27 protein-coding genes are annotated in these 25,991 nt (G+C 70.5%); 6 read left to right on the top strand and 21 right to left on the bottom strand.

What is annotated here, in order from left to right; genetic code table 11:
* Positions 1-51: 51 nt before the first annotated feature.
* The 6 genes from AC1ROW_RS05015 to AC1ROW_RS05040 are packed head-to-tail and all read right to left on the bottom strand — an operon-like array spanning position 52 to position 4,699.
* On the bottom strand, positions 52-1,305 hold the full coding sequence (locus AC1ROW_RS05015) for an MFS transporter (protein WP_493017737.1): 1,254 nt from the start codon (positions 1,303-1,305) through the stop codon (positions 52-54).
* On the bottom strand, positions 1,302-2,246 hold the full coding sequence (locus AC1ROW_RS05020) for a bifunctional riboflavin kinase/FAD synthetase (protein WP_493017738.1): 945 nt from the start codon (positions 2,244-2,246) through the stop codon (positions 1,302-1,304). The genes AC1ROW_RS05015 and AC1ROW_RS05020 overlap by 4 nt, the downstream gene beginning before the upstream one ends.
* Positions 2,243-2,722: a hypothetical protein gene (locus AC1ROW_RS05025; protein ID WP_493017739.1), complete on the bottom strand. Its 480-nt coding sequence runs from the start codon at positions 2,720-2,722 to the stop codon at positions 2,243-2,245. The genes AC1ROW_RS05020 and AC1ROW_RS05025 overlap by 4 nt, the downstream gene beginning before the upstream one ends.
* A gap of 44 nt (positions 2,723-2,766) precedes the next feature.
* Positions 2,767-3,135: a hypothetical protein gene (locus AC1ROW_RS05030; RefSeq protein WP_493017740.1), complete on the bottom strand. Its 369-nt coding sequence runs from the start codon at positions 3,133-3,135 to the stop codon at positions 2,767-2,769.
* Positions 3,132-4,055 carry a tRNA pseudouridine(55) synthase TruB gene (truB, locus tag AC1ROW_RS05035; protein ID WP_493017741.1) on the bottom strand — a complete coding sequence of 308 codons (924 nt, stop codon included), beginning with the start codon at positions 4,053-4,055 and terminating at the stop codon, positions 3,132-3,134. Before truB ends, AC1ROW_RS05030 begins: the two co-directional genes overlap by 4 nt.
* Positions 4,052-4,699: a TetR/AcrR family transcriptional regulator gene (locus AC1ROW_RS05040; RefSeq protein ID WP_493017742.1), complete on the bottom strand. Its 648-nt coding sequence runs from the start codon at positions 4,697-4,699 to the stop codon at positions 4,052-4,054. The genes truB and AC1ROW_RS05040 overlap by 4 nt, the downstream gene beginning before the upstream one ends.
* Positions 4,700-4,807: 108 nt before the next feature.
* On the opposite strand from AC1ROW_RS05040, the gene AC1ROW_RS05045 reads away from it, so the two are divergent.
* Positions 4,808-6,325 (top strand): DHA2 family efflux MFS transporter permease subunit, encoded by a 1,518-nt coding sequence (locus AC1ROW_RS05045; protein ID WP_493017743.1) that lies wholly within the window; start codon positions 4,808-4,810, stop codon positions 6,323-6,325.
* A gap of 89 nt (positions 6,326-6,414) precedes the next feature.
* Positions 6,415-7,422: a ketopantoate reductase family protein gene (locus tag AC1ROW_RS05050; RefSeq protein ID WP_493017744.1), complete on the top strand. Its 1,008-nt coding sequence runs from the start codon at positions 6,415-6,417 to the stop codon at positions 7,420-7,422.
* Here the strand turns inward: AC1ROW_RS05050 and AC1ROW_RS05055 are convergent.
* A complete protein-coding gene (locus tag AC1ROW_RS05055) occupies positions 7,419-8,009 on the bottom strand; it encodes a nucleoside/nucleotide kinase family protein (RefSeq protein WP_493017745.1) in 591 nt (196 codons plus the stop codon). The two genes, AC1ROW_RS05050 and AC1ROW_RS05055, sit on opposite strands and share 4 nt — an antisense overlap.
* A gap of 39 nt (positions 8,010-8,048) precedes the next feature.
* Here AC1ROW_RS05055 and AC1ROW_RS05060 point away from each other — a divergent pair, with 39 nt between their 5' ends.
* A complete protein-coding gene (locus AC1ROW_RS05060; protein WP_493017746.1) occupies positions 8,049-8,933 on the top strand; it encodes an HhH-GPD family protein in 885 nt (294 codons plus the stop codon).
* A 12-nt stretch (positions 8,934-8,945) separates the two neighbouring features.
* On the opposite strand, the gene AC1ROW_RS05065 is transcribed toward AC1ROW_RS05060, so the two are convergent.
* The 5 genes from AC1ROW_RS05065 to nusA all read right to left on the bottom strand — a co-directional run bounded on the left by AC1ROW_RS05065 (position 8,946) and on the right by nusA (position 13,997).
* Entirely contained in the window at positions 8,946-9,239 is a 294-nt protein-coding gene (locus AC1ROW_RS05065) for a YciI family protein (protein WP_493017747.1), read from the bottom strand.
* Between the two features lie 4 nt (positions 9,240-9,243).
* Positions 9,244-9,681: a 30S ribosome-binding factor RbfA gene (rbfA, locus tag AC1ROW_RS05070; RefSeq protein WP_493017748.1), complete on the bottom strand. Its 438-nt coding sequence runs from the start codon at positions 9,679-9,681 to the stop codon at positions 9,244-9,246.
* 75 nt (positions 9,682-9,756) lie between these two features.
* Positions 9,757-12,522, bottom strand: a complete 2,766-nt coding sequence (infB, locus tag AC1ROW_RS05075) for a translation initiation factor IF-2 (RefSeq protein ID WP_493017749.1) — start codon at positions 12,520-12,522, stop codon at positions 9,757-9,759.
* A gap of 80 nt (positions 12,523-12,602) precedes the next feature.
* A complete protein-coding gene (locus AC1ROW_RS05080) occupies positions 12,603-12,896 on the bottom strand; it encodes a YlxR family protein (RefSeq protein ID WP_493017750.1) in 294 nt (97 codons plus the stop codon).
* A gap of 93 nt (positions 12,897-12,989) precedes the next feature.
* Positions 12,990-13,997: a transcription termination factor NusA gene (nusA, locus tag AC1ROW_RS05085; RefSeq protein WP_493017751.1), complete on the bottom strand. Its 1,008-nt coding sequence runs from the start codon at positions 13,995-13,997 to the stop codon at positions 12,990-12,992.
* A gap of 109 nt (positions 13,998-14,106) precedes the next feature.
* On the opposite strand from nusA, the gene AC1ROW_RS05090 reads away from it, so the two are divergent.
* Positions 14,107-14,892, top strand: a complete 786-nt coding sequence (locus AC1ROW_RS05090) for a DUF1206 domain-containing protein (RefSeq protein WP_493017752.1) — start codon at positions 14,107-14,109, stop codon at positions 14,890-14,892.
* Between the two features lie 72 nt (positions 14,893-14,964).
* Here the strand turns inward: AC1ROW_RS05090 and AC1ROW_RS05095 are convergent, their stop codons facing one another.
* From AC1ROW_RS05095 to AC1ROW_RS05110, 4 genes are all read right to left on the bottom strand, one after another.
* A complete protein-coding gene (locus AC1ROW_RS05095; RefSeq protein WP_493017753.1) occupies positions 14,965-16,971 on the bottom strand; it encodes an ABC transporter ATP-binding protein in 2,007 nt (668 codons plus the stop codon).
* Complete coding sequence (locus AC1ROW_RS05100) at positions 16,968-18,701, bottom strand: ABC transporter ATP-binding protein (RefSeq protein WP_493017754.1); 1,734 nt, start codon at positions 18,699-18,701, stop codon at positions 16,968-16,970. Before AC1ROW_RS05100 ends, AC1ROW_RS05095 begins: the two co-directional genes overlap by 4 nt.
* A complete protein-coding gene (locus AC1ROW_RS05105; RefSeq protein WP_493017755.1) occupies positions 18,692-19,345 on the bottom strand; it encodes a TetR/AcrR family transcriptional regulator in 654 nt (217 codons plus the stop codon). Before AC1ROW_RS05105 ends, AC1ROW_RS05100 begins: the two co-directional genes overlap by 10 nt.
* A gap of 77 nt (positions 19,346-19,422) precedes the next feature.
* Positions 19,423-20,394 carry an aldo/keto reductase gene (locus AC1ROW_RS05110; RefSeq protein ID WP_493017756.1) on the bottom strand — a complete coding sequence of 324 codons (972 nt, stop codon included), beginning with the start codon at positions 20,392-20,394 and terminating at the stop codon, positions 19,423-19,425.
* A 132-nt stretch (positions 20,395-20,526) separates the two neighbouring features.
* Between AC1ROW_RS05110 and AC1ROW_RS05115 the strand changes: the two genes are divergently transcribed.
* Both AC1ROW_RS05115 and AC1ROW_RS05120 read left to right on the top strand, forming a co-directional pair.
* Positions 20,527-21,024 carry a methylated-DNA--[protein]-cysteine S-methyltransferase gene (locus AC1ROW_RS05115; RefSeq protein WP_493017757.1) on the top strand — a complete coding sequence of 166 codons (498 nt, stop codon included), beginning with the start codon at positions 20,527-20,529 and terminating at the stop codon, positions 21,022-21,024.
* Positions 21,021-21,647, top strand: coding sequence for a DNA-3-methyladenine glycosylase I (locus AC1ROW_RS05120; protein ID WP_493017758.1), 627 nt, complete (start codon positions 21,021-21,023; stop codon positions 21,645-21,647). The genes AC1ROW_RS05115 and AC1ROW_RS05120 overlap by 4 nt, the downstream gene beginning before the upstream one ends.
* Before the next feature lie 332 nt (positions 21,648-21,979).
* On the opposite strand, the gene AC1ROW_RS05125 is transcribed toward AC1ROW_RS05120, so the two are convergent.
* Genes AC1ROW_RS05125 through AC1ROW_RS05145 form a run of 5 tightly spaced genes read right to left on the bottom strand, consistent with a single transcriptional unit; the run spans position 21,980 to position 25,991 of the window.
* Positions 21,980-22,780: a YaaA family protein gene (locus AC1ROW_RS05125; RefSeq protein ID WP_493017759.1), complete on the bottom strand. Its 801-nt coding sequence runs from the start codon at positions 22,778-22,780 to the stop codon at positions 21,980-21,982.
* Positions 22,781-23,338, bottom strand: coding sequence for a P-loop nucleotide/nucleoside kinase family protein (locus AC1ROW_RS05130; protein ID WP_493017760.1), 558 nt, complete (start codon positions 23,336-23,338; stop codon positions 22,781-22,783).
* Between the two features lie 2 nt (positions 23,339-23,340).
* The gene (locus AC1ROW_RS05135; protein WP_185277966.1) at positions 23,341-23,601 is read right to left on the bottom strand and encodes a F0F1 ATP synthase subunit epsilon; all 261 of its coding nucleotides are present in this window, start codon (positions 23,599-23,601) and stop codon (positions 23,341-23,343) included.
* A 1-nt stretch (position 23,602) separates the two neighbouring features.
* Positions 23,603-25,066, bottom strand: a complete 1,464-nt coding sequence (gene atpD, locus AC1ROW_RS05140) for a F0F1 ATP synthase subunit beta (protein WP_345836449.1) — start codon at positions 25,064-25,066, stop codon at positions 23,603-23,605.
* Between the two features lie 25 nt (positions 25,067-25,091).
* On the bottom strand, positions 25,092-25,991 hold the full coding sequence (locus AC1ROW_RS05145; RefSeq protein WP_493017761.1) for a F0F1 ATP synthase subunit gamma: 900 nt from the start codon (positions 25,989-25,991) through the stop codon (positions 25,092-25,094).

The following is a 25,991-nucleotide window of genomic DNA, read 5'->3' on the forward strand; positions in this document are numbered from 1 at the left end:
ATCCGCTGGAAACCGCCGTGTACGCAGATTATCTACGTACTCGCGTGGTGGTCAGCGGTCTTCGAGGGGGGTGGGGCGCGCGACGACGGCTCCGGCCCCCGCGGCGGCGAGGGCGGTCGCGGTCAGCACCACGAGCGGCACCGTCCAGCCGCCGGTCACCTGGTGGAGGAGGCCCACGGCCAGCGGTCCCAGCGCCCCGAGCGTGTAGCCGAGACCCTGGGTGAAGCCGCTCAGCGCCACCGACCCGGCGTGCGTGCGCGTGCGCACATTGATCAGCACCAGGCTCAGCGGGAACAGCAGCGGGCCGAGGCCGGCGAACGCCACCCACAGCCAGGTCGCCACCCCCGGCGCGAACACCAGCCCGGCGTAACCCGCGACGAAGAACGCGACGCCTGCGTAGATCAGCGCAGAGACGTTCCGCATCCGCGCGGCCAGCAGCGGCACGAGCAGCCCGGCCGGGATGCCCATCCCGGCGTAGACCGAGAGCAGCGCTCCGGCCTCCGCCGGTGGCGTCCCCGCGACGTCGTGCACGAGCTGGGGCAGCCAGGCGAACATCGCGTACGCGTTCAGGCTCGACACCGCGAACACCACCGCCATCGCCCAGGCCAGGCCCGAACGCCAGATCCGCCGGACCAGCGAGTGGTCGGCCTCCTCGACCTCCACGTCGTGCGCGGGATGCGCGGGCCGGTGCGTGATCAGGATGCGCAGCCAGGGCACGATCGCCAGCACGCTGACCAGCGCCCACATCCCGACCGACACGTGCCAGCCGGCCGTGTCGGCGACCGGCACGGCGACGAGCGGCGGCAGGAGCGTGCTGACCGACATCACCGTCGCGTAGAGCGCCGTCACCAGGCCGATCCGGTCGGGGAAGTAGCGCTTGACCAGCGGAGGCAGCAGGACGTTGCCGACGCCCATGCCCGCGAAGGTGACCGCCGACCCGACCGCGAGCATGACGTACGACCCGGCCGTCGCACGGAGGAGGTGCCCGGCCAGCATCACGCCGAGCGCGATCAGCAGCACCGCCTCCAGCGCCGCGCGCCGGGTGAACATCGGAGCCAGCAGACCGAACAGCGCGAAGCAGACGGGAGGCAGCATCCCGAGCAGCCCGACGCCGACGCTCGACACGGGGAACTCGACGCGGATCTCCGCGAAGATCGGCGACAGCGCGGCGACCGCCGTGCGCAGGTTGGCCGCGACCAGCAGGATGCCGAGCAGCGCGACCGTCCGGCCCTGCCAGAGCGGGCGCGGCGCGGAGGCCGTGGACGCGGAGGCCGTGGACGCGATGTCCGGCGAGTGCTCGCTCACGCGCGCTCGGCCGTCAGGATGCGCCGGGCCTGCTCCACGTCCGCGGCGATCTGCGCGATCAGCGGCTCGATCCCCTCGTACGCGACCATGCCGCGGATGCGCTCCGAGAACGCCACGTCGACCGTGTGACCGTAGAGGTCGAGCTCGCGGTCGAGCACATAGGCCTCGACCTGCTTCTGCGGCACGCCCTCGAACGTCGGATTGTTGCCGACCGAGATCGCGGCGGGATAGCGGGTGCCATCGTCGTCGGTCAGCCAGCCGGCGTAGACGCCGTCGGCCGGGATGAGGCCCTCCGACTCCGGCGACAGGTTCGCGGTCGGGAAGCCGAGCTCGCGGCCGCGCGCCGCCCCGTGGACGACGACCCCGCGCACGGTCGGGACGGTGCCGAGCAGCTCGGCGGCGTGCCCGACGTCACCGGCGGCCAGCAGCTCCCGGATCCAGGTGGAGGACACCCGGCGGCCGTGCTCCGGCCGCACGTCGTCGATCAGCTCCACCGTGAAGCCGTACCGCTCCCCCAGCTCGCGCAGCAGCTCGACGTCGCCGACGCCGCGGGCGCCGAACCGGAAGTCGCTTCCGACGAGCACGGCGGCGGCGTGCAGCCGCTCGACCAGGATGCGGTGCACGAACTCCGAGGGAGGCAGGTCCGCGAGCGCCCGGTCGAAGGCCACCATCAGGGTCGCGTCGATCCCGGTCTCGGCGAGCAGTTCCAGCTTCTGCCGGTTGCTCATCAGGGAGGCCGGGCACTTCTCCGGCGCGAGCAGCTCCAGCGGGTTGCGGTCGAAGGTGATGACCGCCGCGGTCAGCCCGCGCTCGGCGGCGACGGCGCGCAGCCGCTCGATCACCGCGCGGTGGCCGGTGTGGACGCCGTCGAACTTCCCGATCGTGACGGCGCTCGGCCCGAAGCCGTCGGGGATCTCCTCGACGGAGCCGAACACCCTCACGAAGGCTCCCCGTCGCGCGGCTTGTGCTTCGACAGGTAGAGGAGGCCGAGGATCGGCAGGACCAGCGGGACGAACAGGTAGCCCATCCCGTAGACGGACCACACGGTCGCGTCGCGGCCGAACGGGTCGATGTCGTGGAGGCCGAGCGTCGCCGGCGCGAACAGGCTGAGCGTCCCGATCACCAGCACGCCCACCAGCTCGAAGGTGATCGTGATCCACGCCACCCGGTACCAGACACGCCCCGGCGCGATGAGCGCGACGGTCGCCACGATGTAGACGACCGCGGACAGGCCGGACAGCGTGAACGCGACGGGCGCCTCGTGGAAGCGGTCGATGATCTGGAACACGCTGCGACCGGTCGCGGCCAGCGCCAGCACGCCGTAGACGAACACGAGGACGCGGCCGACGCCGGAGACGCGGCGCCTGGGCGCGTCGCCCCCGCTCTGCTCGCGGGCGGACATGGTGTGGTGGGACATCGGTAACGATTCTATTCGCGCTGCCGACGTCTGCTCGCGCGCGGTCAGACGCCCTGCACGAACCAGATCTGCCCCATCCGGTACACCATCACCGCGATGGCGAGGCAGACGCCGCCGAGGATGACGGTGCTCCAGCGGTTGCGCTCGATCAGCGCCCAGAACCCGCCGGCGAGCGGCAGGAGGATCGCCGAGATCAGGTAGATGTAGAACTCCGCGAGGCTGCCGGTCGGCGGGTTGCCCACCAGCGGGGCCACGATCGCCATCACGAGCTGGACGATCAGCAGCAACTCGACCAGCGCGACGGCCCCCATGCTCACGTCGCCGGGGACGCGCCCGGCGAACCCGAGCACCAGGCAGAGCACGCCGGCCACCACGGCGACGCCGACCTGCAGCGCCACGAACCACTCGATCATGCGGAGGCGATCTCGTCGGTCGGGAAGTTCACGAGTGTCCTGGCTTCCTTTCCGCGGAACTCGATGAGTCCCACGAGGTGGCCGCCGGGGGCGATGGCCGCGACGGGTCCGCCTCCCGGTCCCTCCCGATCGGCGATGTGGATGCGCCGGCCGTGCGTGAGGTCGATCGCCTGCTGCTCGGTCAGCTCGAGCGTCTCGAAGAGGGCGGAGGCGGCTCGTGCGGCGGGGATGAGGGCCGCCGCGGGATCGAGCGTATCGAGTTCGCCGGCCTCGCGCACGTCGAACGGGCCGACCCACGTCCGGCGCAGCGCGGTGAGGTGGCCGCCGACGCCGAGGTCCGCGCCGAGGTCGCGTGCGAGCGACCGGATGTAGGTGCCGGAGGAGCAGACCACGCGGACGTCGACCTCGATCGCGACCGGCGCCTCGGGTCCGGGCAGCCTTCGCGCCGCCAGCAGCTCGAACTCCGCGATGGTCACCGCGCGCGCCGGGAGGACGACCTCCTCGCCCGCGCGGACCCGCGCGTAGGCGCGCTTGCCGTCCACCTTGATCGCGCTCACCGAGCTCGGGATCTGCTCGATCTCGCCGGTGAGTGCCCGGATGCCGCGCGCGATGTCCTCGTCCGACACGGCGGCGACGGCGGCCGGATCGGCCTCCGCGACCACATCCCCTTCCGCGTCGTCGGTCGTCGTTGTCGCGCCGAGCCGGATGGTCGCCAGGTACTCCTTGTCGGCGCCGACGATGTAGGTCAGCAGCCGCGTGGAGGAGTTGAGGCCCAGGATGAGCAGCCCCGTCGCCATCGGGTCGAGCGTGCCCGCGTGGCCCACCTTGCGGGTGCCGGCCAGCCGGCGCACGCGCGCGACGACGTCATGGCTCGTCCAGCCCCCCGGCTTGTCGACCAGGATGAGACCGCTGCCCGTCATGCGTTCTCGCCGGCGACGTCGAGGACGAGCTGCAGCTTGGTGCGGAACGTGGACTCGATGATCTCGGTGGCGCACACATCCTTACCGTACTCGGCGGGCAGCTTGAGCCCGAGCAGCGTGTTCAGCAGCATGCCCTCGGCGAGGAAGCTGCGCGCCTCGTCCGGCGAGAAGCCGACCTGGTCGCGGACCATCTTGTAGATCCCGAGGAAGCCTTCGCGGGCGCGCGCGCCGATGACGGGATCGTTGCCCATCGCGAATGCCTGCATGAGCGAGAGCAGGATGCCGCGGTCCTCGAGGAGGTTGACGTAGGCCAGCCCCAGCCGGCGGGCGATCTCGTGGAGGCCGCCCACGGATTCGTCCTCGCCGGCCGGCGAGCCCTCGGCCTTCCAGTCGTCGATCGTGGACTGGAAGCTCGCCATCAGCTTGTCGAGCGCGCGCTGCAGCACCTCGACGAAGAGGGTCTCCTTGCTGCCGAACATCCGCACCACGTAGGGCTGGCTGATCCCGGCCGCCTTGGCGATCTGGTCGGTGGTCGCGCCGAAGTAGCCGCGCTCCCCGAACACGAGGCTCGCCGCGCCGAGGATCTGCTCGCGGCGCTCGGCCGAGGGGATCCGTTCACTGATCGCCGAAGTCATGCTTGACATGTTATCAGTCGATTACTACAGTTCGTTGTAATCATTCGATTACTTCCGAATGATACCCGAACATACCCACCCGCGAATCCCGTCATCGACCCAGGAAGCGAACGTCTCATGACTTCTCTCCGCACCGAAAGCCCGGCCCGGCCCAGCTCGACCGCCCGCCGCGTCCCCGTCTGGCTCGCGATCGTCGCGGCCTCCCTCCCGATGTTCATGGCGACCCTCGACAACCTGGTCGTCACCAGCGCCCTCCCCGTCATCGCCCGCGACCTCAGCGCGTCCATCGAGCAGCTGCAGTGGGTCGTCAACGCCTACACGCTCAGCTTCGCGACGCTCATGCTGATGGCCGTCGGGATGGGCGACCGGCTCGGCCGCCGCTCGGTCTTCCTCGGCGGCATCGTCGTCTTCACCCTCGCCAGCGCCGCGAGCGCCCTCGCCACCGAGCCGTGGATGCTGATCGCGGCCCGCGCCGTGCAGGGCGCCGGCGCCGCGGCGCTGCTCCCGCTGTCGCTCACGCTGCTCGCCGGCAGCGTCAGCCAGCGCCTCCGTCCGGCCGCGATCGGCATCTGGGGAGGCATCTCCGGTCTCGGGGTCGCCCTCGGCCCGCTGATCGGCGGCGCGGTCGTGCAGGGCTGGAACTGGCAGGCCATCTTCTGGCTGAACGTCCCGCTCGGCGTCATCGCCGTCCCGCTCGTGCTGCTGGCCATCCCGAACAGCTTCGGCGACCGGGTGCGCGCCGACATCGTCGGCCTGCTGCTGGCCGCACCGGGCGTGCTCGGACTCGTCTACGGCATCGTCCGCGGCAACGACGCGGGCTGGGACAGCGCGGAGGTGCTGTTCTCGCTGATCGCGGGCGGCGCGCTGCTCGTGGCGTTCGTCTTCTGGGAGTCGCGCACGTCCGCTCCCCTGCTGCCGCTCCGGCTGTTCCGCGACCGCAGCTTCACGGTCGCGAACCTCGTCGGCGTCACGTTCAGCTTCGGGATCTTCGGCGCGATCTTCATCCTCATCCAGTTCCTCCAGGTCGTGCAGGGGCATACCCCCCTGGAGGCCGGCGTGATGACCATGCCGTGGACGCTGGCGCCGATGGTCGTCGCGCCCCTCACCGGGCTCGTGTCCGGGCGCACCGGAACCCGACTCCCGATCGTCGTCGGGCTGGTGTTCCTCGCGGGAGCGATGGCATGGATCGCCGGGACGCTGTCGGCCGACCTGCCGTACTCGCAGATGTGGCCGCCGTTCCTGCTCGCCGGCGTCGGGATGGGCCTGGTGTTCGCGCCGAGCTCGACCGCCGTGCTGGCGAACATGCGGCCGGCCGACCACGCGAAGGCGTCCGGCACCAACTCCACGCTGCGGGAGATCGGCGTCGCCCTGGGCGTCGCGGTGCTGACCGCGGTGTTCACCGGCGCGGGCGGCACGCTGACCCCGACCGGCTACGTGAGCGCCGCCATCCCGGCCGTCTGGGTGGGTGCGGGCGCGCTGGCCCTGGCGGCCGTGATCTCGGTCGCCCTGCCGAGCCGCCGCCGAGCGGCGCAGCTCGCGGCCGCCGCGCACGCCGCCGAGCCCGAGCCCGACGCCCTCGCGGCCGCCGCGGCGGCCGAGGCCACCGCCGAGCCCACCCCGGTCCTCGCGGAGTAGCCGACGATCCACCTGGCAGAACACGCCGTCTCGCGCTCGTGCGAGACGGCGTGTCTTGCCAGTTCGTTCGCTCACCTAGGCTGGAGGGCGTGCGAATCGGCGTGATCGGAGCAGGGGCAATCGGCGGCACGATCGCGGCGCTCCTCGACCGGGTCGGCCACCTGGTGGAGGTCACCGCCCGCGGCGAGCAACTCGCCGCCATCCGCGCCGACGGCCTCCGGCTCGACGGCGGCTGGGGCGCCCACACCGCCCGGGTCGCCGCGGCAGAACGGCTGCAGACCCGCCCGGAGCTGGTGTTCGTCTGCACCAAGGCGCAGGACGCCGAGGCTGCCATCCGCGACAACGCCGCACTCCTCGACGGCATCACGGTCGTGGTCGTCCAGAACGGCCTCGCCGGCCTGCGGGTCGCCACCGAGCTGCTCCCGGGCTCGGACTGCGTCGGTGCGCTCGCCCTGTACGCCGCCAGCTACCTCTCCCCCGGGCGGGTCACGGTCACCACCACCGCGAACACCTACCTCGGCGCGGGCGACGGCGAGCCGCCGGCGAGCGCGGTGGAGGCCGCGCGCATCCTCGACGCCGCCATGCCCAGCTTCGCGGTCGAGAACTTCACCGGCTGCCAGTGGACCAAGCTCATGGTCAACCAGGTCAACGCCATGCCCGCGATCACCGGTCTCAGCGCCCAGGAGACCCTCGGCAGCCGCCTGCTGCGGCCGATCATCACCGCGAGCCTCCAGGAGGCGGTCCGCGTCGGCATCGCGCGCGGTGTGCGGTTCGGCCGCATCCAGGGCCTGGACGACCGGATCCTGCGTTTCGTCGCCGTGTCGCCGCGCTGGCTGGCGCAGGTCGTCCCGCTGCTGATGCGCCGCAGGATGGGCGCTACGCCCAACCCCGGCTCGACCCTGCAGAGCATCCGGCGCGGCCAGGTGAGCGAGATCGACTATCTGAACGGCGCGGTCGTCGCCGAGGCGCGCGCGATCGGGCAGGAGGCGCCGGTCAACGCGACTCTGACCGCCCTGGTGCACGAGGTGGAGGCCACGAAGGCGTTCATCGCACCGGCCGACGTCGCGCGCCGGCTCGCTCCCCTGCTGGCCCGCTAGGCCGGCTCGGTCCGCGGCACCCGCACCGGCACGAGCGGGTCGGAGTCGTCCACGAGGATGGTGGCGAACGCCCGCGGCCGGGCGTCCTCCTCGTAAACGGCCCGTTCCGGCGTGTTGACCAGCAGGATCGACGCGTTCCACTCCCGGCGCAGCTCCGGCCGCAGCAGGAACTCGCCGTCGATCACGAGCACGGCGTCCGGCTTAGCGGTCTCCCACCTGGCGCCGACCGGCGCGTCGCGCACCTCGTCGAACGCGGCCGTCTGAAACCCGGTGCTGCCCGCCATCCGGAACGGGTCGAGCAGCACCCGGCGGAACGTCGAGTAGTCGAAGGCGTCACGGTAATAGCGCTCCGGCGTCTCGGGGCCGAAGAAAGTCCGGTCGGCTCGGGGCCGGTGGAAGTCGGCGACCGACGCGCGGTGCGTGTCCACCCCGGACTCGCGGAACACCACGGCGAGGTCGTCCGCGAAAGTCGCGGTGCCCCCGCCGCCGTCCACCGCGACCACCACCCGGCCGCCCGGGGCGAGGGCGCGCACCTCCGCCACGATCTCGCGGAGGGCGGTCACCCGCGGCGTCGGCGGCAGCATCATGGAACGAGCATAGGCCGCCGCACCCGGTAGCCTCGATGCATGCCCGACCCGGACGAACCCGGCGCCTTCGCCACGGCGGTGGTCGACTGGTACCACGCCAACCGCCGAGACCTCCCCTGGCGCCGCGACGGCTTCACCCCGTGGGGCACTCTGGTCAGCGAGTTCATGCTGCAGCAGACGCCGGTGGCGCGCGTGATCCCACGGCTCGAGGAGTGGCTGACCCGCTGGCCGACCCCCGCCGACCTGGCGGCGGTCCCGCCCGGGGAGGCGGTGCGCGCCTGGCAGTCGCTCGGCTACCCGCGCCGCGCGCTCTGGCTGCACGCAGCCGCGGTCGCGATCACCGAGCGGCACGGCGGCGTCGTGCCCGACGACGTGGAGGCGCTGCTCGCGCTGCCGGGGATCGGCGACTACACCGCGCGCGCCGTTGCGGTGTTCGCGTACGGGGCACACCATCCGGTCGTTGACACCAATGTGCGCCGCGTCATCGCGCGCGCCGTCGACGGCCAGGGCGAGCCGGGGCCGCCGAGCGCCCGGCGCGACCTCGCGGCGATGACGGCGCTGCTGCCCGACGACCGCCCGGCGGCCGCCGCGTTCAACGCCGGGATGATGGAGCTCGGCGCGATCGTCTGCGTCGCCCGCTCGCCGCGCTGCGACGAGTGCCCGCTGGCGGCGGCCTGCGCGTGGCGCACGGCGGGCTACCCCGCCTACGCCGGCCCGCGCAAAGCGGTCCAGAAGAAGTACGAGGGCAGCGACCGCCAGGTGCGCGGCCGCATCCTCGCCGAGCTGCGCGGCTCGCACATCCCGGTCACCGCCACCGAACTGGAAGACGTCTGGCCGGACGCGGAGCAGCGCGACCGCGCGCTCCGCGGACTGGTCGCCGACGGGCTCGCGGTCGCTGAGGGCGACGGCTACACGCTGCCCTGAGGATGCGGGGGCTCAGGACTCCGCGAAGACGATCGGATCCCAGTCCAGGATCCGCGACCGGTAGACCAGCCCTTCGGTGAAGAACGGGTCGCTGTCGCGGAACCGCTCCGCGGCCTCCCGCGACCGGAACACCGCCATCGACCCCTGCGTCCCCGGGTCGCCGAACGTGCCGATCATCAGCACGTCGCCGGTCTCCGCGGCGAACGCGTCGAGGTACGCCTTGTGGCGCGGGTAGGCCTCGACGACGCGCTGGAAGCGCTCCGGGGTGGTGTCGGGGTCGGGGTCGTAGAACGAGACGGCGTACATGGCGTCAGTCCTCCTCGTCGTCCTCGCGCGGCTTCACGTACGGGTCCTCGTCGCCGGCGTAACTCGCGCCGGAGGCCAGGCCCGCCACCTCGGTGTCGTGCTCGCGCGCCTGGCGCAGCAGGTCCTCGATGTGGGCGGCGTTCTCGGGGATGGCGTCGAGCTGGAAGGTCAGCGTCGGCGTCAGCCGCGCGGTGATGTTCTTGCCCACCTCGCTGCGGAGCATGCCGGTCGCCGCCTGCAGGGCCGCGGCGGTGTCGGCGCGCTCCTGATCGGTGCCGTAGACGGTGTAGAACACGGTCGCGTGCTGGAGGTCGCCCGTCACCTGCACGTCGGTGATCGTCACGAAGCCGAGCCGCGGGTCGCGGAGGCCGCGATCCAGCCGCTTGGCGATGATGACCTGGATTCTGTCCGCGAGCTTCCTCGCGCGTGCCGGGTCGGCCATGGGGTCCTCCTTGGATGGTTCGGTGCGGAAGCCGGAGGCCCGGCGGTCTCCCGCCGGGCCTCACATGCTACCGATTCAAGCGCGGGGCTTCTCCCGCAGCTCGGTGGTCTCGATCTCGTCGCCGACCTGGATGTCGTTGTACTTGCCGAGGCCGATACCGGCTTCGAAGTCCGTGCGCACCTCGGTGACGTCGTCCTTGAACCGGCGCAGCGACTCGATGGCGAGGTTGTCCCCCACCACCACGCCGTCGCGGATGACGCGCGCCTTGGCGTTGCGCGTGATCGTTCCGGACCGGACGATGACACCGGCGATGTTGCCGAACTTGGAGGAGCGGAACACCTCGCGGATCTCGGCCACACCCGACTGGACCTCTTCGAACTCGGGCTTGAGCATGCCCTTGAGCGAGTTCTCGATGTCCTCGATGGCGTTGTAGATGACCGAGTAGAAGCGGACGTCCACACCCTCGCGGGCCGCACGCTCGCGCGCCTTCACGTCCGGGCGGACGTTGAAGCCGATCACGATCGCGTTGTCGATGGTCGCCAGGTCGATGTCCGACTCGGTGATCGCGCCGACGCCGCGGTGCAGGATGCGCAGAGAGACCGACTCGTCGACCTCGATCTTCATGAGCGACTCCTCCAGCGCCTCCACGGCACCGGACACGTCGCCCTTGATGATGAGGTTGAGCGCCTCGACCTTGCCCTCTTCCAGAGCACGGGTGAAGTCCTCGAGCGAGATGCGCTTGCGGGCCTTCGCCAGCTGCGCGTTGCGCTCGGCGGCCTCGCGCTTCTCGGCGATCTGCCGGGCGGTGCGGTCCTCCTCGGTGACGATGAAGGTGTCACCGGCGCGCGGGACGCTGGAGAGACCCTGCACCTGCACCGGACGCGACGGAGCCGCCTCGATGACGGGCTCGCCGTTCTCGTCCGCCATCGCACGGACGCGGCCGTAGGCCGTTCCCGCGACGATCGCGTCGCCGACGCGCAGCGTTCCGGACTGGATGAGCACGGTCGCCACGGCGCCGCGGCCCTTGTCGAGCTTCGCCTCGATCGCGACACCGCGCGCGTCCTTGTTCGGGTTCGCACGGAGGTCGAGACCCGCGTCGGCGGTCAGCAGGACCGCGTCGAGCAGGGAGTCGATGCCGATGTTGTTGCGGGCCGACACGTCGACGAACATCACGTCGCCGCCGTACTCCTCCGCCACCAGGCCGAACTCGGTGAGCTGCTGGCGCACCTTGGCCGGGTTGGCGTCCGGCTTGTCGATCTTGTTGACCGCGACCACGATCGGCACGTTGGCCGCCTGGGCGTGGTTCAGCGCCTCGATCGTCTGCGGCATGATGCCGTCGTCGGCCGCGACCACGAGGATCGCGATGTCCGTCACCTGCGCACCGCGGGCACGCATGGCGGTGAACGCCTCGTGACCCGGGGTGTCGATGAAGGTGATGGCACGCTCGATGCCGTCGTGCTCCGTCCACACCTGGTAGGCGCCGATGTGCTGGGTGATGCCGCCGGCCTCGCCCGCGACGACGTTCGCGTTGCGGATGGCGTCGAGGAGGCGCGTCTTACCGTGGTCGACGTGACCCATGACGGTGACGACCGGGGGCCGGATCTCGAGGTCCTCGTCGGACTCGCCCTCCAGCTCGGCGTCGAGGTCGATGTCGAAGCCCTCGAGCAGCTCGCGGTCCTCGTCTTCGGGCGAGACGACCTGGATCTTGTAGCCCAGCTCCTCACCGAGGATCTGGAAGGTCGCCTCGTCGAGCGACTCGGTCGCGGTCGCCATCTCGCCCAGGTGGAAGAGGACGGTGACCAGCGACGCGGGGTTCGCGTCGATCTTGTCGGCGAAGTCCGAGATGGAGGAGCCGCGGCGCAGGCGCACGACCGTGCCGCCGTCACCACGGGGAACGCTCACGCCGCCCAGCGACGGAGCTTCCCGCATCTCGAATTCCTGGCGCTTCGCGCGCTTCGACTTGCGGGCCTTGGACTTGCCGCCGCCACGGCCGAACGCGCCGGCCGTGCCGCCGCCGGGACCACGGCCGCGGCCACCGCCGCCGGCCGGACGCGGGGCGCCGAAACCGGTGCCCGTGCCGCCGCCCGGGCGCTGGAAGCCGCCGCCCGCGCCGCCACCGGCGCCACCGGGGCGCTGCTGGAAGCCGGGACGTCCGCCGCCGCCCTGGCGCGGGCCGGGACGGTTTCCGCCGCCCTGGCCGGGCGCGCCGATGCGCGGCGAGCCGGGACGCGGCGGTGCCGGGCGCGGGATGTTGCCCGGGCTCGGGCGCGAGCCCATGCCCTGCGAGCTGGAGAACGGGTTGTTCCCGGGCCGCGGGGTGCTGGGCCGCTGGCCCATGCCCTGGCTGGACGAGAACGGGTTGTTGCCCGGGCGCGGGGCGCCGGGGCGGGGGATGCTGCCGGCGCCGGAGCCGCCGCTCGCGCCGGGGCGCGGCGAGGCCGGCTTGGCGGCGTCGGTGGTGGCGGACGCGGCGGGAGCCGCCTGCGCGGCCTTCTCCGCCGCGGCCTTGTCGGCGGCGGCCTTCTCTGCCGCTGCCTTCTCGGCGGCGGCCTGACGCTCGGCGACCGAGAGCGGCCGCTGCGGCTTGGGAGCGGCGGACTCGCTCGACGCCTGCGGGCGCGGCGCGGCGGGGCGCGGGGCCTCTGCCTTGGGCGCCGACGCCTTGTCGGCGGTGAAGCCTTCAGCCTCCAGGGCGGCGCGCAGCTTGCGGGCTACCGGGGGCTCGATGCTCGACGACGGGCCCTTGACGAACTCGCCCATCTCCTTGAGTTTCGCGAGCGCGACTTTGCTGTCGACGCCGAGCTCGCTCGCGACCTCGTGTACGCGTGGTTTTGCAGCCACAATTCTCCTGTCTGGGGCCCACCCCGGACAGGGCAGGCGTTAGTTGCGGACGGCACTCATTTCGAGCCGCTCATTTGTTGTCACTCATGTGAAGTCACTGCTTCTTCAGCCTGTTCTCTCAATGCCACCCGGGGTCGCAGTGCGGCCCGGATGGCCGTCGGGTCGAGCGCCCCGTCCGCTTTCAGCGCCCGCCCGAAGGCCTTGCGCTGGAGTGCGAGATCGAGACACTCGTCGACCGGATGCAGCCACGCGCCCCGTCCGGGGAGAGTGGCGGACGGGTCCGCCACGAGTTCCGAATTCCGGAGGACGACCCTCAGAAGAGAGGATCGGGGAGCGCGAGAACGGCATCCGACGCACGTTCTGACGGCTTCCATCTTACCCCTCACGCATCTCTGCGCCGAATCAGGACGGAGCGCCGCCTTTCAAGACAACGCTCCGCCGCTGTTTCGCATTCCTTCGGTCGGCGTCTACTTCTCGTCCAGGATCGAGTCGGGCTGGATGTCGATCTTCGCGCCGGTCAGCTTCGCCGCGAGGCGCGCGTTCTGACCTTCCTTGCCGATCGCGAGCGAGAGCTGGTAGTCGGGCACGAGCGCGCGCACGGCCTTGAGCGACTCGTCGATCACGAAGGCGCTGGTCACCTTGGCCGGCGAGAGCGCGCTCGAGACGAAGGTCGCGAGGTCGGGCGAGTAGTCGACGATGTCGATCTTCTCGTTGTTGAGCTCCGCGGTCACCGCGCGCACGCGCTGGCCGAGCTCGCCGATGCAGGCGCCCTTGGCGTTGACACCGGGCTCGGTCGCGCGCACCGCGATCTTGGTGCGGTGCCCCGCCTCGCGGGCGAGCGAGACGATCTCCACGACACCGCTGGCGATCTCGGGCACCTCGAGCGCGAACAGCTTGCGCACCAGCGCCGGGTGGGTGCGCGAGACCGTGATCGACGGGCCCTTTGCGCCCTTCGCCACGCTCGTGACGTACACGCGGATGCGGGACCCGTGCGTGTACTCCTCGCCCGGCACCTGCTCCTCGGGCGGCAGGATGGCCTCCACGCTGCCCAGATCGATGTGCACCATGCGCGGGTTCGGGCCCTGCTGGATGACACCGGCGACGATGTCCCCCTCGCGGCCGCGGAACTCGCCGAGCACCGCGTCGTCCGCGATGTCGCGCAGCCGCTGGTTGATCACCTGCTTGGCGGCGAACGCCGCGATGCGGCCGAAGTCGCTCGGGCTGTCCTCGGCCTCGCCGATGACGTTGCCCTCCTCGTCGCGCTCCGGGACGTAGACGGTGACATGCCCCGTCTTGCGGTCCAGGTGGACGCGCGCGGCGGGCGGCTGATCGCTGTGCCCGTGGCGGTGGTCGGCCTGGTTGGTGTGCTTCAGATACGCGGTCAGGATCGCCTGCTCGATGATCTGCACCAGCTCATCGAACGGAATCTCCTTCTCGCGCTCCATGAGACGCAAGACGCTGAGGTCGATGTCCATGCCGGCCTCCTCTATTCAGATCTTCGCCGCCGCGCGACGGCGCGGCGGACCCAGCTATCTACGGTACCCGAGATTCCGAGCGTCCGGGACCCCGCGTACCGTGCACGGTATGAGCGGCGCACCCTCCCGAACAGCCTCCCGGCTGGAGCACAGCACCACCCTGCGGATCCTCACCCGCGTGGGGCTGGCCTCCATCGGCCTCCTGCACATCCTGATCGGCGTCATCGCGCTGGCCGTCGCCTTCGGCGCGGGTGGCACGGCCGACCAGTCCGGCGCCATGCAGGCCGTCGCCTCGGTGCCCGGAGGCGTGTTCGTGCTCTGGCTGATCGTCATCGGGCTGATCGTGCTCGCGCTGTGGCAGCTCCTGGTGGCTGTCACCGCGCACGGGGCCATGACGAAGGTCGTGGAGGTCGCCAAGGCGGTCGTCTACGGAGCGCTGGCGGTCATCACGATCTCGGTCTCCCTCGGCGGCGGCCACAACTCCACGGGCAAGCAGAAATCGGGCAGCGCGCATCTGCTCGCGTTCCCTGGCGGTGTCTTCGTCCTCGGCCTGATCGGCCTGATCGTCGTCGCCGTCGGCGTCGAGTTCTTCCGCAACGGCGTGACGAGCCGGTTCGAACGCGACCTGAAGCTGCCCCCGGACCGCTGGGCGGGAGCGATCAGCGCGCTCGGCCGCGTCGGCTACATCGCCAAGGGCGTCGCCCTGGTGCTGGTGGGCGGCCTGGTGATCCTGGGTGCGGTGACCTACGACCCGTCGAAGGCGACCGGCCTCGACGGCAGCCTCAAGACGTTGGCGAGCGCGCCGTTCGGGGTCGTCGCGCTGGTCGTGATCGCCCTCGGCCTCATCGCATACGGCCTCTTCTGGTGCGTGCGCGCCGTCCGGGCACGCCTCTGACCCCGCACATTCGTGCCGAATGTCGCCTGTGGAGTCGCGTGAATCGACATTCGGCACGAATCGGAGGGGCGCCTAGGCCTCTTCCTCGGCGGGGGCGGCGAATTGGGCGTTGTAGAGGGTGTAATAGGCGCCGCCGCGGGCCAGCAGCTCGGCGTGGGTGCCCTGCTCCACGATGCGCCCGGCCTCCATCACGAGGATGAGCCCGGCGTCGCGGATCGTGGACAGCCGGTGCGCGATCACGAACGAGGTGCGGTCGGCGCGCAGCGCGCTCATCGCCTTCTGCACGAGCAGCTCGGTGCGGGTGTCGACCGAGGAGGTCGCCTCGTCCAGGATGAGCACGCTCGGCCGGGCGAGGAACGCCCGGGCGATCGTCAGCAGCTGCTTCTCGCCCGCCGACACGTTCGAGCCCTCGTCGTCCAGCACCGTGTCGTAGCCGTCCGGGAGCGAGTGCACGAACCGGTCGACGTAGGTGGCCCGCGCCGCGTCCAGGATCTCCTCCTCCGTCGCGTCCGGGCGGCCGTAGGCGATGTTCTCGCGGATCGTGCCCTTGAACAGCCAGGTGTCCTGCAGCACCATCCCCATCCGGTCGCGGAGGTCGTGCCGGGTCATCGTCGCGATGTCGACGCCGTCGAGGGTGATCCGGCCGGAGTCCAGGTCGTAGAAGCGCATCATCAGGTTGACCAGGGTGGTCTTGCCCGCGCCGGTCGGCCCGACGATCGCCACGGTCTGGCCGGGCTCCGCCACCAGCGAGAGGTCTTCGATGAGCGGCGTGTCGGCCAGATACCGGAACGACACGTTCTCGAAGGCCAGCCGGCCGCGGGTGCCCTGCGGGCTGGCCGGCACGGCCGGGTCCGGGCTCTGCTCCTCGGCGTCCAGCAGCTCGAAGACCCGCTCGGCGCTGGCGACGCCCGACTGCAACAGGTTCGCCATCGACCCGAGCTGGGTCAGCGGCTGCGTGAACTGGCGCGAGTACTGGATGAACGCCGTCACGTCGCCGAGCTGCATCGCGCCGTTCGCCACCTGGAGGCCGCCGACCACGGCGATCGCGACGTACATCAGGTTCCCGACGAACATCATCGACGGCATGATCAGGCCGGAGATGAACTGCGCGCCGAAGCTCGCCTGGTACATCTCCTCGTTCTTGGAGCGGAACCGCTCCTCCACCTCGCGGTGCCGCCCGAAGACCTTCACCAGCGAGTGACCGGTGAAGGCCTCCTCGATCTGGCCGTTCAGCTCGCCGGTGTTGCGCCACTGCGCCACGAACAGCCGCTGCGAGCGCTTGGCGATCAGCATGGTCACCACGAGGGTCAGCGGGATCGTGACGAGCGCGATCACCGCCAGCAGCGGCGACACCACGAACATCATCACGGTTACGCCGATCACCGTCAGCAGCGACGTGAGCAGCTGGCTCATCGTCTGCTGGAGGGTCTGCGAGATGTTGTCGATGTCGTTCGTCACCCGGCTGAGCAGCTCGCCGCGCTGCATCGTGTCGAAGTAGGTCAGCGGGAGGCGGTGGATCTTGGCCTCCACGTCCTGACGCAGCCGGTACACCGTGCGCTGCGTGATCCCATTGAGCACGTAGCCCTGCAGGTAGGCGAACAGCGACGACGCGATGTAGAGGGCGAGCACCCACATCAGCACGTGGCCGACCGCGGTGAAGTCGATGCCCTGCCCCGGCGTCAGCGTCATCCCCGAGATGAGGTCGGCGAGCTGCCCCTGGCCGCTCGCACGAAGACCCGCAATGGCCTGCGCCTGAGTGATGCCCGCCGGCAGGTGAGCCGAGATCGCCCCGGCGAAGACGAGGTTGATCGCGTTGCCGAGCAGCTTCGGCCCGAGCACCGCGAACACGACGCTGACCACCGCCAGGGCCGTGACGAGCACGATCCCGACCGCCTCGGGCCGCAGCCGCCGGGCGAGCCGCTTGGCCGAGGGGCCGAAGTTCAGCGACTTGTCGCCGGGCATCGTCATCCCGCCGAACGGCCCGCCGCCTCCCGGGCCGCGGCGGACGGGCGTCCGCACGGGAGTCTGCTGCGCCTGCTGGGCCGTCGCGCCGCCGCGGGCGCCGTCTGCGCGGCTCATGCCGCCTCCTCCGCGGTGAGCTGCGACGAGACGATCTCGGCGTAGGTGGGATTGGTCTCGACGAGCTCGGCGTGCGTGCCGCGGCCGACCACGTGGCCGTCCTCGAGCACGACGATCTGGTCGGCGTCGATGATCGTGGACACCCGCTGGGCCACGACGATCATGGTGGCCTGCGACTCGTTCCGCGCGAGGGCGCTGCGCAGGCGCGCGTCGGTCGCGGTGTCGAGGGCGGAGAAGGAGTCGTCGAAGATGTAGATCTCCGGCCGGCGCACCAGCGCGCGGGCGATGGCGAGGCGCTGCCGCTGGCCGCCCGAGACGTTCGTGCCGCCCTGGGCGATCGGGGCGTCCAGCTTCTCTGGCATCTCCTCCACGAAGCCCTTCGCTTGCGCGATCTCCAGCGCCCGCCAGAGCTCGTCGTCGGTGGCGTCCGGGTTGCCGTAGCGGAGGTTGCTCGCGACGGTGCCGGAGAACAGATACGGCTTCTGCGGCACCAGGCCGATCCGCGACCAGAGCAGCTCGGGGTCGAGCTCGGCGACGTCCACGCCGTCGACCAGCACGATTCCGGTCGTGGCGTCGAACAGCCGCGGGATGAGGTTGACGAGGGTCGTCTTGCCTGCGCCCGTGCTCCCGATCACCGCGGTGGTCTTGCCGGCCTCCGCGAAGAAGGTCACGTCGCTGAGGACCGGCTGCTCGGCTCCCGGGTAGGAGAAGCCGACGCCGACGAACTCGACGGTCCCGCGCGCGGTGACCTCGGTGACCGGGTTCGCGACGGGGCTGACCGACGGCTCGGTGTTCAGCACCTCGCCGATGCGGTCGGCGCAGACCGCCGCGCGCGGCACCAGGACCGCCATCATCGTGGACATCATCACGCCCATCAGGATCTGTGCGAGGTACTGCAGGAACGCGGTCAGCGTGCCGATCTGCATCGATCCGTCGGCCACCCGGTAGGCGCCGAACCAGATCACGGCGACGCTGGAGACGTTGAGCACCAGCATCACGATCGGGAACATGAGCGCGAACAGGCGGCCTGCCCGGATCGCCGTGTCGGTGACCTCGTCGTTGGCGACCGTGAACCGCGCCGTCTCGACGTCCTCCCGCACGAAGGCGCGCACGACGCGGATGCCGGTGAGCTGCTCGCGCAGCACCCGGTTCACCCGGTCGATCCGCTCCTGCATCTTCCGGAACAGCGGGATCATCCGGACGATGATCATGCTCACCGCGATCAGCAGCACGGGGACGCTCACCGCGATCAGCCAGGAGAGCTGCAGGTCCTGCCGCATCGCCAGGATGATCCCCCCGATCGCGAGGATCGGCGCCGACACCAGCAGCGTGCAGGTCATCAGCACGAGCATCTGCACCTGCTGGACATCGTTGGTGTTCCGCGTGATGAGCGACGGGGCCCCGAAGTGCGTCACCTCGCGCTCGGAGAACTCGCCGACCCGGTGGAAGATCGCGCCGCGCAGGTCGCGGCCCACCAGCATGGCCACCTTGGCGCCGAAGTAGACCGCGGTGATCGCGCACGCGATCTGCACGATGGTCACGCCGAGCATCTCCGCGCCGGTCGACAGGATGTAGCCGGTGTCGCCCTTGGCGATGCCATTGTCGACGATGTCGGCGTTCAGCGTCGGCAGCCACAGCGACAACAGCGACTGGGCGAGCTGGAAGAACACCACCCCGATGAGGAGCGGCCAGTGCGGCCGGAGGTAGCGGCCGAGGAGTTTCAGGAGCATCCGGGCTCTCCCAGATCTGCCGCGTCGGCGGCGGTCGTGACGGTGGTGACGGGCGTATGGCCGGCGAACGATCGGCCGGCGATGCCCACGAGGGCGATCCGGGCCAGGTCGTCGACGCTGAACTCGATACCGTCGTTCAGCGCGGGGAATGCGGACGAGAAGCTGATCAGGCGCAGGATGTGCGCGACGCGGTCGGGCGGCCAGTTCAGCTCGGCGGCCTCCGGAGCGAGGATGCGGGCGATGATGGCCGCGAACTCGGTTCGCTCCTGCGGGATCGGCGGGCGCTGATGACCCACCACCGTCACGATGCGCATGACATTCTGGAACCGCTCGCGCAGCAGGAAGACGATCGCGCGCAGCTTGTGCTCCAGCGGGAGGCCCGGGTCGATGGCACGCAGCGCCTCACGCAACGGCTCCGGGTCGAGGTATTTCTCGATCGCTGACTGGACGAGCGTCTCCTTGTCGCCGAACGCGCGGAAGATCGTCCCCTCCGCGATCCCGGCGGCGTCGGCGATCTGGCGCGAGGTCACCCCGCGGCCGTGCTCGATCAGCAGCGGGATGACCGCGTCGATGATCATCGCCTTACGGTCCTCCGGCGGCAGCGATGGGGCGCGGTTGCGCGTCGTCTCCAACTCGGTTTCCACGCAGGAATCGTAAGCGGAGTGAGTGCTCACTCACAACGGCGATCGCGTTCGCCGCGAGCGAACAGACCCTGCCGGGTTCAGCGGTCGAGCGGGAAGAAGCCCGAGATGGTCGCGATGTCCTCCGCCGACGGCGTCCACGCGGTCGCCGCCTCCGCGTTCGCCACGATCTGCTCGGGACGTGTCGCCCCGGCGATCACACTGGTGAGCCCCGGCTGGGCCAGCAGCCAGGCGAAGGTCGCCTGGAGCATGGTGACGCCGCGCTCGTCGCAGAACGCCTGGTACCGCTCGATGGCGTCCCACGGCGCGTCGTCGAGCAGGTGCTTGCGGATCATCATGATGCGGCTGTCGGCCGGCCCGCCCGAGCGGCTGAACTTGCCCGTGAACAGCCCGTTGTAGAGCGGGAAGAACGGCAGGAAGCCGAGGCCGTAGGCGTTGACCGCCGGAAGCACTTCGCGCTCGGCGCCGCGGGCCAGCAGGCTGTACTCGTTCTGAGCCGAGATGAACTTCGGGTGCCCGGCGAGCCGAGCGGTGAACTCGGCCTCCGCGATCTGCCAGCCGGCGAGGTTCGAGTGGCCGATGTAGCGGATCTTTCCCTCGGCGATCAGGTCGTCCAGGGTCTCCAGCGTCTCCTCGATCGGGGTCACCGGATCCGGGTGGTGCAGCTGGTAGAGGTCGATCCAGTCCGTCCGCAGCCGCCGCAACGACGACTCGACGGCGAGGCGGATGTAGCGTCGAGACCCGCGCACTCCCCAGTCCGGGCCGTTCGCGCCGGCCATGTCCATGCCGAACTTGGTGGCGAGCACGATCCTGTCGCGCTTGCCCCGGAGGGACGCGCCCATCAGCGTCTCCGAGAGTCCCCGCTCCTTGCCGTAGATGTCGGCGGTGTCGAAGAACGTCACGCCTGCGTCGATCGCGGCATTGATCACCGCGTCGGTGCCCTCCTGGGTCTCGGTGGCCGTACCCGCCCGGCCGAAGTTGTTGCAGCCGAGGCCGATCGTCGAGACGATGAGGCCCGAGTCGCCGAGCGTGCGGTATTCGATGTTCGCCATGCCGTCGAGTCTAGGCAGCGTCCACGGCCGGGTCGAACGGATTCGTCCTCCACAGAACGGGCCGGAATGGGACTTATCCCCGATGTCCGATTTCCGCGAGTCACTGTCGGCGGCCACCCGTAGAGTCGACCCATGAGCAGTTCCACGATCTTCCTCCTCCGGATGCCGAGCCCCATCGGCCGCATCGAGCTGACCGGCGACGGTGACGCCGTCACGTCCCTCTCGATCGCACGCGACGATGTGCTCCCCCACGACGGCCTGCCCGAGAACCGCGACGCCGTGCTCGAGAAGGCGGCCGCCCAGCTCGACGAGTACTTCGCCGGCACGCGACGGGAGTTCGACGTGCCCGTCCACCTCATCGGTACCCCGTTCCGCACGGCGGTCTGGGAGCGCCTCACGGCGCTGGAGTACGGCACGCTCACCACCTACGGCGAACTCGGGCTGGCGCTCGGCCACCCGGGCTACGGGCGCGCCATCGGCGGCGCGGTCGGGGCGAACCCGGTGCCCATCATCATCGGCTGCCACCGCGTCCTCTCGTCCACCGGCAAGATCACCGGGTACAGCGGAGGCGAGGGCATCCCCACCAAGCTCTGGCTGCTGGAGCACGAGGGGATCACCCTCGCGGCATGAGCACGGAAGCCACCACCGAGAAGACCTCCACCCTCCCGGCAGAGACGGTCGCCCGCACCGCGCTCGTGATCGGCGACGACGGCCGCGCCCGGTGCTCGTGGTCGGCGAACGACCCCGAGTACCGGCGCTACCACGACGAGGAGTGGGGCACGCCCCAGCACGATCCGCGCGCGCTCTACGAGAAGCTCTGCCTCGAGGGCTTCCAGGCGGGGCTCTCCTGGATCACGATCCTCAAACGCCGGCCGGCCTTCCGCGAGGTCTTCCACGGCTTCGTCCCGGAACGTGTCGCGGCCATGACGGAGACCGACGTCCAGCGGCTGCTGGGCGACGAGCGCATCATCCGGCACCGCGGCAAGATCGAGGCGACCATCTCCAATGCGCGCGCCGCCCTCGCGCTCGACGTGCCGCTGGAGCAGCTGATGTGGGGCTTCGCCCCGGCCGGCCCGCGGCCGAGACCGCGGGAGTGGCACGAGGTCCCGGCGGTGACGCCCGAGTCCACGGCGATGAGCAAGGAGCTGCGGCGTCGGGGATTCCGCTTCGTCGGGCCGACCACGATGTACGCCCTCATGCAGGCGACCGGGATGGTGGACGACCACTTCGAGGGCTGCTTCCGCGCGGCGTGACAGGCACTGCGCGTGGGACGCACCGAGCCAGTCTGGCGCCCCAGCAGCCGCGGCCACGAGAGAGTCGGGCCGACGAAGTCGATCTGGGAACCGTTCTCGCTGGTGGCGACGCGTCCGCTCGTGCCCGACCGCAGGCGGAATCTACTGTGCTGCCGCCACACCGGTTCCGGACTCGGCACATCCGAGGATGTGTCCGCGATCTGCGCGTCGGCCCGACTGGTATGTGGGTGCCTTCCGGCGTTCACAGCGCCGGGACTGACGGGATGTCCCTTCTCTCGTGAGATGAGCATATCTCACTTGCACCTCGCGCACCACAGCTCCGAAGCAGATGCTCAGCGTGCTGAACGCAGTACCGCGCTGAGCTTCCCCGGCACGCCGACGACCTCCGGGACGACGAGGTCGAGCTCGCTCTCCCGGTCCGCCGAGCGCGTCAGCTCGTAGCCCTCGGCGGCGGCCCAGGCGAGGAGGGCCTCCGTGGAGGCGAAGTCCTCGCCGTGCTCGATGAGGGCACGCGCGAACAGGCCCTTGGCTTGCTTGTTGAAATGGTTGAGCGCGCGAACGGTGCCAGTCTCGTCCCGCGCGAGCACCCGCAGGTAGTGCGCTCCCTCGCGCTCGGGCAGCGGTCCGAGCGCGGCGTAGCCCTCCGACCTCAGGTCGAGGATCACCCCGTCGACCCGGGCCAGCTCCGCCGCGCACACCGCCGCCCAGCGCTTCTTGAGCGCGGGCGAGAGCCGCGAGTCGAACGACAGCCGGTAGGCGGGGATCGGATCGCCCGCGAGCACGAGGCCGAGCAAGGCCGACTGCACCGCGACGCTGCGCGCGGCGAACCGCCACTCCTCGTCCGTCAGCGTCTCCGCGTCCAGGGCGTCGTACAGCACACCGGTGTAGCGCAGCAGCGCGGGCATCGTCGGAGCCCGGCGGAGGCCACGATTGCGTGCCACCTCGTGCGCCTGCTTCGGGCCCAGCTTGAGCGCCCTGACCGCGGCCTCCGGGGTGCGCGACAGCGCGACCGTGTCGCCGACGACAGCCCGGCGCGTCGCGTTCAGTGCCGGGAAGCCGAGGGATTTCAGGGCGAGCGGCTCCCCCTCTCCCCCGTCGCGCTTGGTCTCCGACGGGGGCAGCAGGACGAGCACTCAGCCCTCCAGGAAGGCGAAGGCTGCGTCGACGTTCTCGCCGAGCGGGCGGGAGGTGTCCAGGGTCACGCGCGGGAGCGACGCCGCGGCGCCCTTCCACTCGGCGTAGTCGTCCACGCTCTGCTCCACCGCGTACGCGGCGCCCAGGCCCGTGCGCTTCGCGAGACGCTGCTCGTGCAGCTCATCGTCGGAGCACACCGTCTCGACCACGCGCAGCTTCACGCCGCAGCGCTCCGCCAGGTCGCGCCACTGCAGGCGCGCGGGCTCGACGGCGTTCACGGCGTCCACGACGACCGAGTGACCGCTGACGAGCACCTGCTCGGCCATCCGCTCCGCGACCAGGTACGCGGCGAGGCCGGTCGGCTGGTCGGAGTCGATGCCGGCCTTGAGGATCGCGTCCTCGATCGGGTCCACCGAGATCGCCGTCGCGCCGAGCCGGCCCGCGATGATCTCCGCGATGGTGGACTTGCCCGAACCAGGAAGCCCCGCCGTCACGATCAGCACGGGGACGCGGACGTCGTCGAACTGTCGGTCGAGCGGGGCTTTCGGGTCGGACATGCTCAGACCAGCTCGGCCTGACGCGCCACGATGGTAACCGTGTTGTTCTCGACGGAGAGGAAGCCGTCGTCGGCCTGCGCCGCGATCGACTCCCCGCCGTTCAGGGTCACGCGCACCTCGCCCTGGGCGAGGATGGCGAGCAGCGGCTCGTGGCCGGGCAGGATACCGATCTGCCCCTCCACGGTCCGTGCGACGACCATGCTCGCCTCGCCCGACCACACTTCGTGGTCGGCGGCGACGACGCTGACGGTGAGGACAGCCATGTCAGCCGTTCTCCTTCTGGATCTGCGCCCACTTCTCCTCGACGTCGGTGATCGCGCCGACATTGAAGAACGCCTGCTCGGCCACGTGGTCGAACTCGCCCTTGGCGATGGCGTCGAACGACTCGATGGTGTCCTTCAGCGGGACGGTCGAGCCCTCGACACCGGTGAACTTCTTCGCCATGTAGGTGTTCTGCGAGAGGAACTGCTGGATGCGGCGGGCCCGCGACACGGTGATCTTGTCCTCTTCGGACAGCTCGTCGACACCGAGGATCGCGATGATCTCCTGCAGCTCCTTGTTCTTCTGAAGGATCTGCTTGACCGTGGTGGCCACGCGGTAGTGGTCGGCGCCCAGGTAGCGGGGGTCGAGGATGCGCGAGGTCGAGGTCAGCGGGTCGACCGCCGGGTACAGACCCTTCGACGCGATCTCACGGGAGAGCTCGGTCGTGGCGTCGAGGTGGGCGAACGTGGTCGCCGGCGCCGGGTCCGTGTAGTCGTCGGCCGGAACGTAGATCGCCTGCAGCGAGGTGATCGAGTGGCCACGGGTCGAGGTGATGCGCTCCTGGAGGAGACCCATCTCGTCGGCCAGGTTCGGCTGGTAGCCCACCGCGGAGGGCATGCGGCCGAGCAGCGTGGAGACCTCGGAGCCCGCCTGCGTGAAGCGGAAGATGTTGTCGATGAAGAGCAGCACGTCCTGCTTCTGCACGTCGCGGAAGTACTCCGCCATCGTCAGCGCGGACAGGGCGACGCGCAGACGCGTCCCCGGCGGCTCGTCCATCTGGCCGAAGACGAGCGCGGTCTTGTCGAAGACGCCCGCCTCCTCCATCTCGTGGATGAGGTCGTTGCCCTCACGGGTGCGCTCGCCGACGCCGGCGAACACCGAGACACCACCGTGGTCCTGGGCCACGCGCTGGATCATCTCCTGGATGAGGACGGTCTTGCCGACGCCCGCGCCGCCGAACAGGCCGATCTTGCCGCCCTGCACGTACGGGGTGAGGAGGTCGATGACCTTGATGCCGGTCTCGAACAGCTGGGTCTTGGACTCGAGCTGGTCGAACGACGGCGGCTGGCGGTGGATCGGCCAGCGCTCGGTGATCTCGATCGTCTCGCCCGGCTCGGCGTTGAGAACGTCGCCGGTCACGTTGAAGACCTTGCCCTTGGTCACGTCGCCGACCGGGACGCTGATCGGGGCGCCGGTGTCGCGCACCTCGCCGCCGCGGACCAGGCCGTCGGTCGGCTTGAGGGCGATCGCACGGACGAGGTCGTCGCCGAGGTGCTGAGCGACCTCGAGCGTGATCTCGGTCGACTGCTCGCCGATGGTGATGGTGGTCTTCAGGGCGTTGTAGATCCCCGGGATCGAGTCGTGCGGGAACTCGATGTCGACGACCGGACCGGTGACGCGGGCGATGCGTCCCACGCCGGCCGGCTGCGCGGTCGAAGCCTGGGCTTCGGCGGTAGCGGTAGTCATGATTCGTTCTCTCTCGTTTGGACGATTATTTTGCCGAGCTCAGCGCGTCCGCGCCGCCCACGATCTCGGAGATCTGCTGGGTGATCTCCGCCTGGCGGGCGTTGTTGGCCAGTCGCGTGTAGTCGGTGATGAGCTTGTCGGCGTTGTCGCTCGCGGCCTTCATCGCCTTCTGCGTGGCCGCGTGCTTGGAGGCGGCGGACTGCAGCATCGCGTTGAAGATGCGGCTCTCGATGTAGACCGGCAGGAGCGAATCGAGCACGGTGTTGACGTCGGGCTCGAACTCGTAGAGCGGCAGGACCTGCGTGCGGTCCGGCTCCTCCATGCCCTCGACGACCTCCAGCGGAAGCAGGCGGACGATCTGGGGCTCCTGCGTCAGCATGCTGACGAAGCGGTTGTAGATGATGTGGATCTCGTCCACGCCGCCGTCGGACGCGTCACGCAAGAAGGACTCGAGGACCGCGTCGGCGACCTCTTTGGCCTGCTCGAACTCGGGGTTGTCCGTGTTGCCCGTCCACACCCGCTCGAACCCGCGGCGCCGGAAGCTGAAGTAGCCCTGCGCCTTGCGTCCGATCAGGAAGTAGACGACCTCCTTGCCCTGGCTGCGCAGCAGCTCGGCGAGCTTCTCCGACTCCTTGAGCACGTTCGAGTTGAACGCGCCCGCGAGTCCGCGGTCCGACGAGAAGATGACGATCGCGGCGCGCTCGATCTTCTCCGGCTCCGTGGTGAGGACGTGCTCGACGTTCGAGTAGGTCGCCACCGCCGACACCGCGCGCGTGATCGCGCGGGCGTACGGCGTGGAGGCGGCCACCCTGGCCTGCGCCTTCTGGATGCGTGAGGCGGAGATCAGCTCCATGGCACGGGTGATCTTCTTGGTCGTCTGGGCAGACCTGATCTTCTGCCGGTAGACCCGAAGCTGTGCTCCCAT

Source organism: Leifsonia sp. GW821-FHT13C09 (assembly GCF_058806435.1).

Excerpts from the sequence above, each read along its gene's own strand:
- AC1ROW_RS05025 (WP_493017739.1), bottom strand. The coding sequence starts at position 2,722 with ATGTCCCACCACACCATGTCCGCCCGCGAGCAGAGCGGGGGCGACGCG.
- AC1ROW_RS05030 (WP_493017740.1), bottom strand. The coding sequence starts at position 3,135 with ATGATCGAGTGGTTCGTGGCGCTGCAGGTCGGCGTCGCCGTGGTGGCC.
- truB (WP_493017741.1), bottom strand. The coding sequence starts at position 4,055 with ATGACGGGCAGCGGTCTCATCCTGGTCGACAAGCCGGGGGGCTGGACG.
- AC1ROW_RS05040 (WP_493017742.1), bottom strand. The coding sequence starts at position 4,699 with ATGTCAAGCATGACTTCGGCGATCAGTGAACGGATCCCCTCGGCCGAG.
- AC1ROW_RS05045 (WP_493017743.1), top strand. The coding sequence starts at position 4,808 with ATGACTTCTCTCCGCACCGAAAGCCCGGCCCGGCCCAGCTCGACCGCC.
- AC1ROW_RS05055 (WP_493017745.1), bottom strand. The coding sequence starts at position 8,009 with ATGATGCTGCCGCCGACGCCGCGGGTGACCGCCCTCCGCGAGATCGTG.
- AC1ROW_RS05060 (WP_493017746.1), top strand. The coding sequence starts at position 8,049 with ATGCCCGACCCGGACGAACCCGGCGCCTTCGCCACGGCGGTGGTCGAC.
- AC1ROW_RS05065 (WP_493017747.1), bottom strand. The coding sequence starts at position 9,239 with ATGTACGCCGTCTCGTTCTACGACCCCGACCCCGACACCACCCCGGAG.
- rbfA (WP_493017748.1), bottom strand. The coding sequence starts at position 9,681 with ATGGCCGACCCGGCACGCGCGAGGAAGCTCGCGGACAGAATCCAGGTC.
- AC1ROW_RS05080 (WP_493017750.1), bottom strand. The coding sequence starts at position 12,896 with ATGGAAGCCGTCAGAACGTGCGTCGGATGCCGTTCTCGCGCTCCCCGA.
- nusA (WP_493017751.1), bottom strand. The coding sequence starts at position 13,997 with ATGGACATCGACCTCAGCGTCTTGCGTCTCATGGAGCGCGAGAAGGAG.
- AC1ROW_RS05090 (WP_493017752.1), top strand. The coding sequence starts at position 14,107 with ATGAGCGGCGCACCCTCCCGAACAGCCTCCCGGCTGGAGCACAGCACC.
- AC1ROW_RS05095 (WP_493017753.1), bottom strand. The coding sequence starts at position 16,971 with ATGAGCCGCGCAGACGGCGCCCGCGGCGGCGCGACGGCCCAGCAGGCG.
- AC1ROW_RS05100 (WP_493017754.1), bottom strand. The coding sequence starts at position 18,701 with ATGCTCCTGAAACTCCTCGGCCGCTACCTCCGGCCGCACTGGCCGCTC.
- AC1ROW_RS05110 (WP_493017756.1), bottom strand. The coding sequence starts at position 20,394 with ATGGCGAACATCGAATACCGCACGCTCGGCGACTCGGGCCTCATCGTC.
- AC1ROW_RS05115 (WP_493017757.1), top strand. The coding sequence starts at position 20,527 with ATGAGCAGTTCCACGATCTTCCTCCTCCGGATGCCGAGCCCCATCGGC.
- AC1ROW_RS05120 (WP_493017758.1), top strand. The coding sequence starts at position 21,021 with ATGAGCACGGAAGCCACCACCGAGAAGACCTCCACCCTCCCGGCAGAG.
- AC1ROW_RS05130 (WP_493017760.1), bottom strand. The coding sequence starts at position 23,338 with ATGTCCGACCCGAAAGCCCCGCTCGACCGACAGTTCGACGACGTCCGC.
- AC1ROW_RS05135 (WP_185277966.1), bottom strand. The coding sequence starts at position 23,601 with ATGGCTGTCCTCACCGTCAGCGTCGTCGCCGCCGACCACGAAGTGTGG.
- atpD (WP_345836449.1), bottom strand. The coding sequence starts at position 25,066 with ATGACTACCGCTACCGCCGAAGCCCAGGCTTCGACCGCGCAGCCGGCC.
- AC1ROW_RS05145 (WP_493017761.1), bottom strand. The coding sequence starts at position 25,991 with ATGGGAGCACAGCTTCGGGTCTACCGGCAGAAGATCAGGTCTGCCCAG.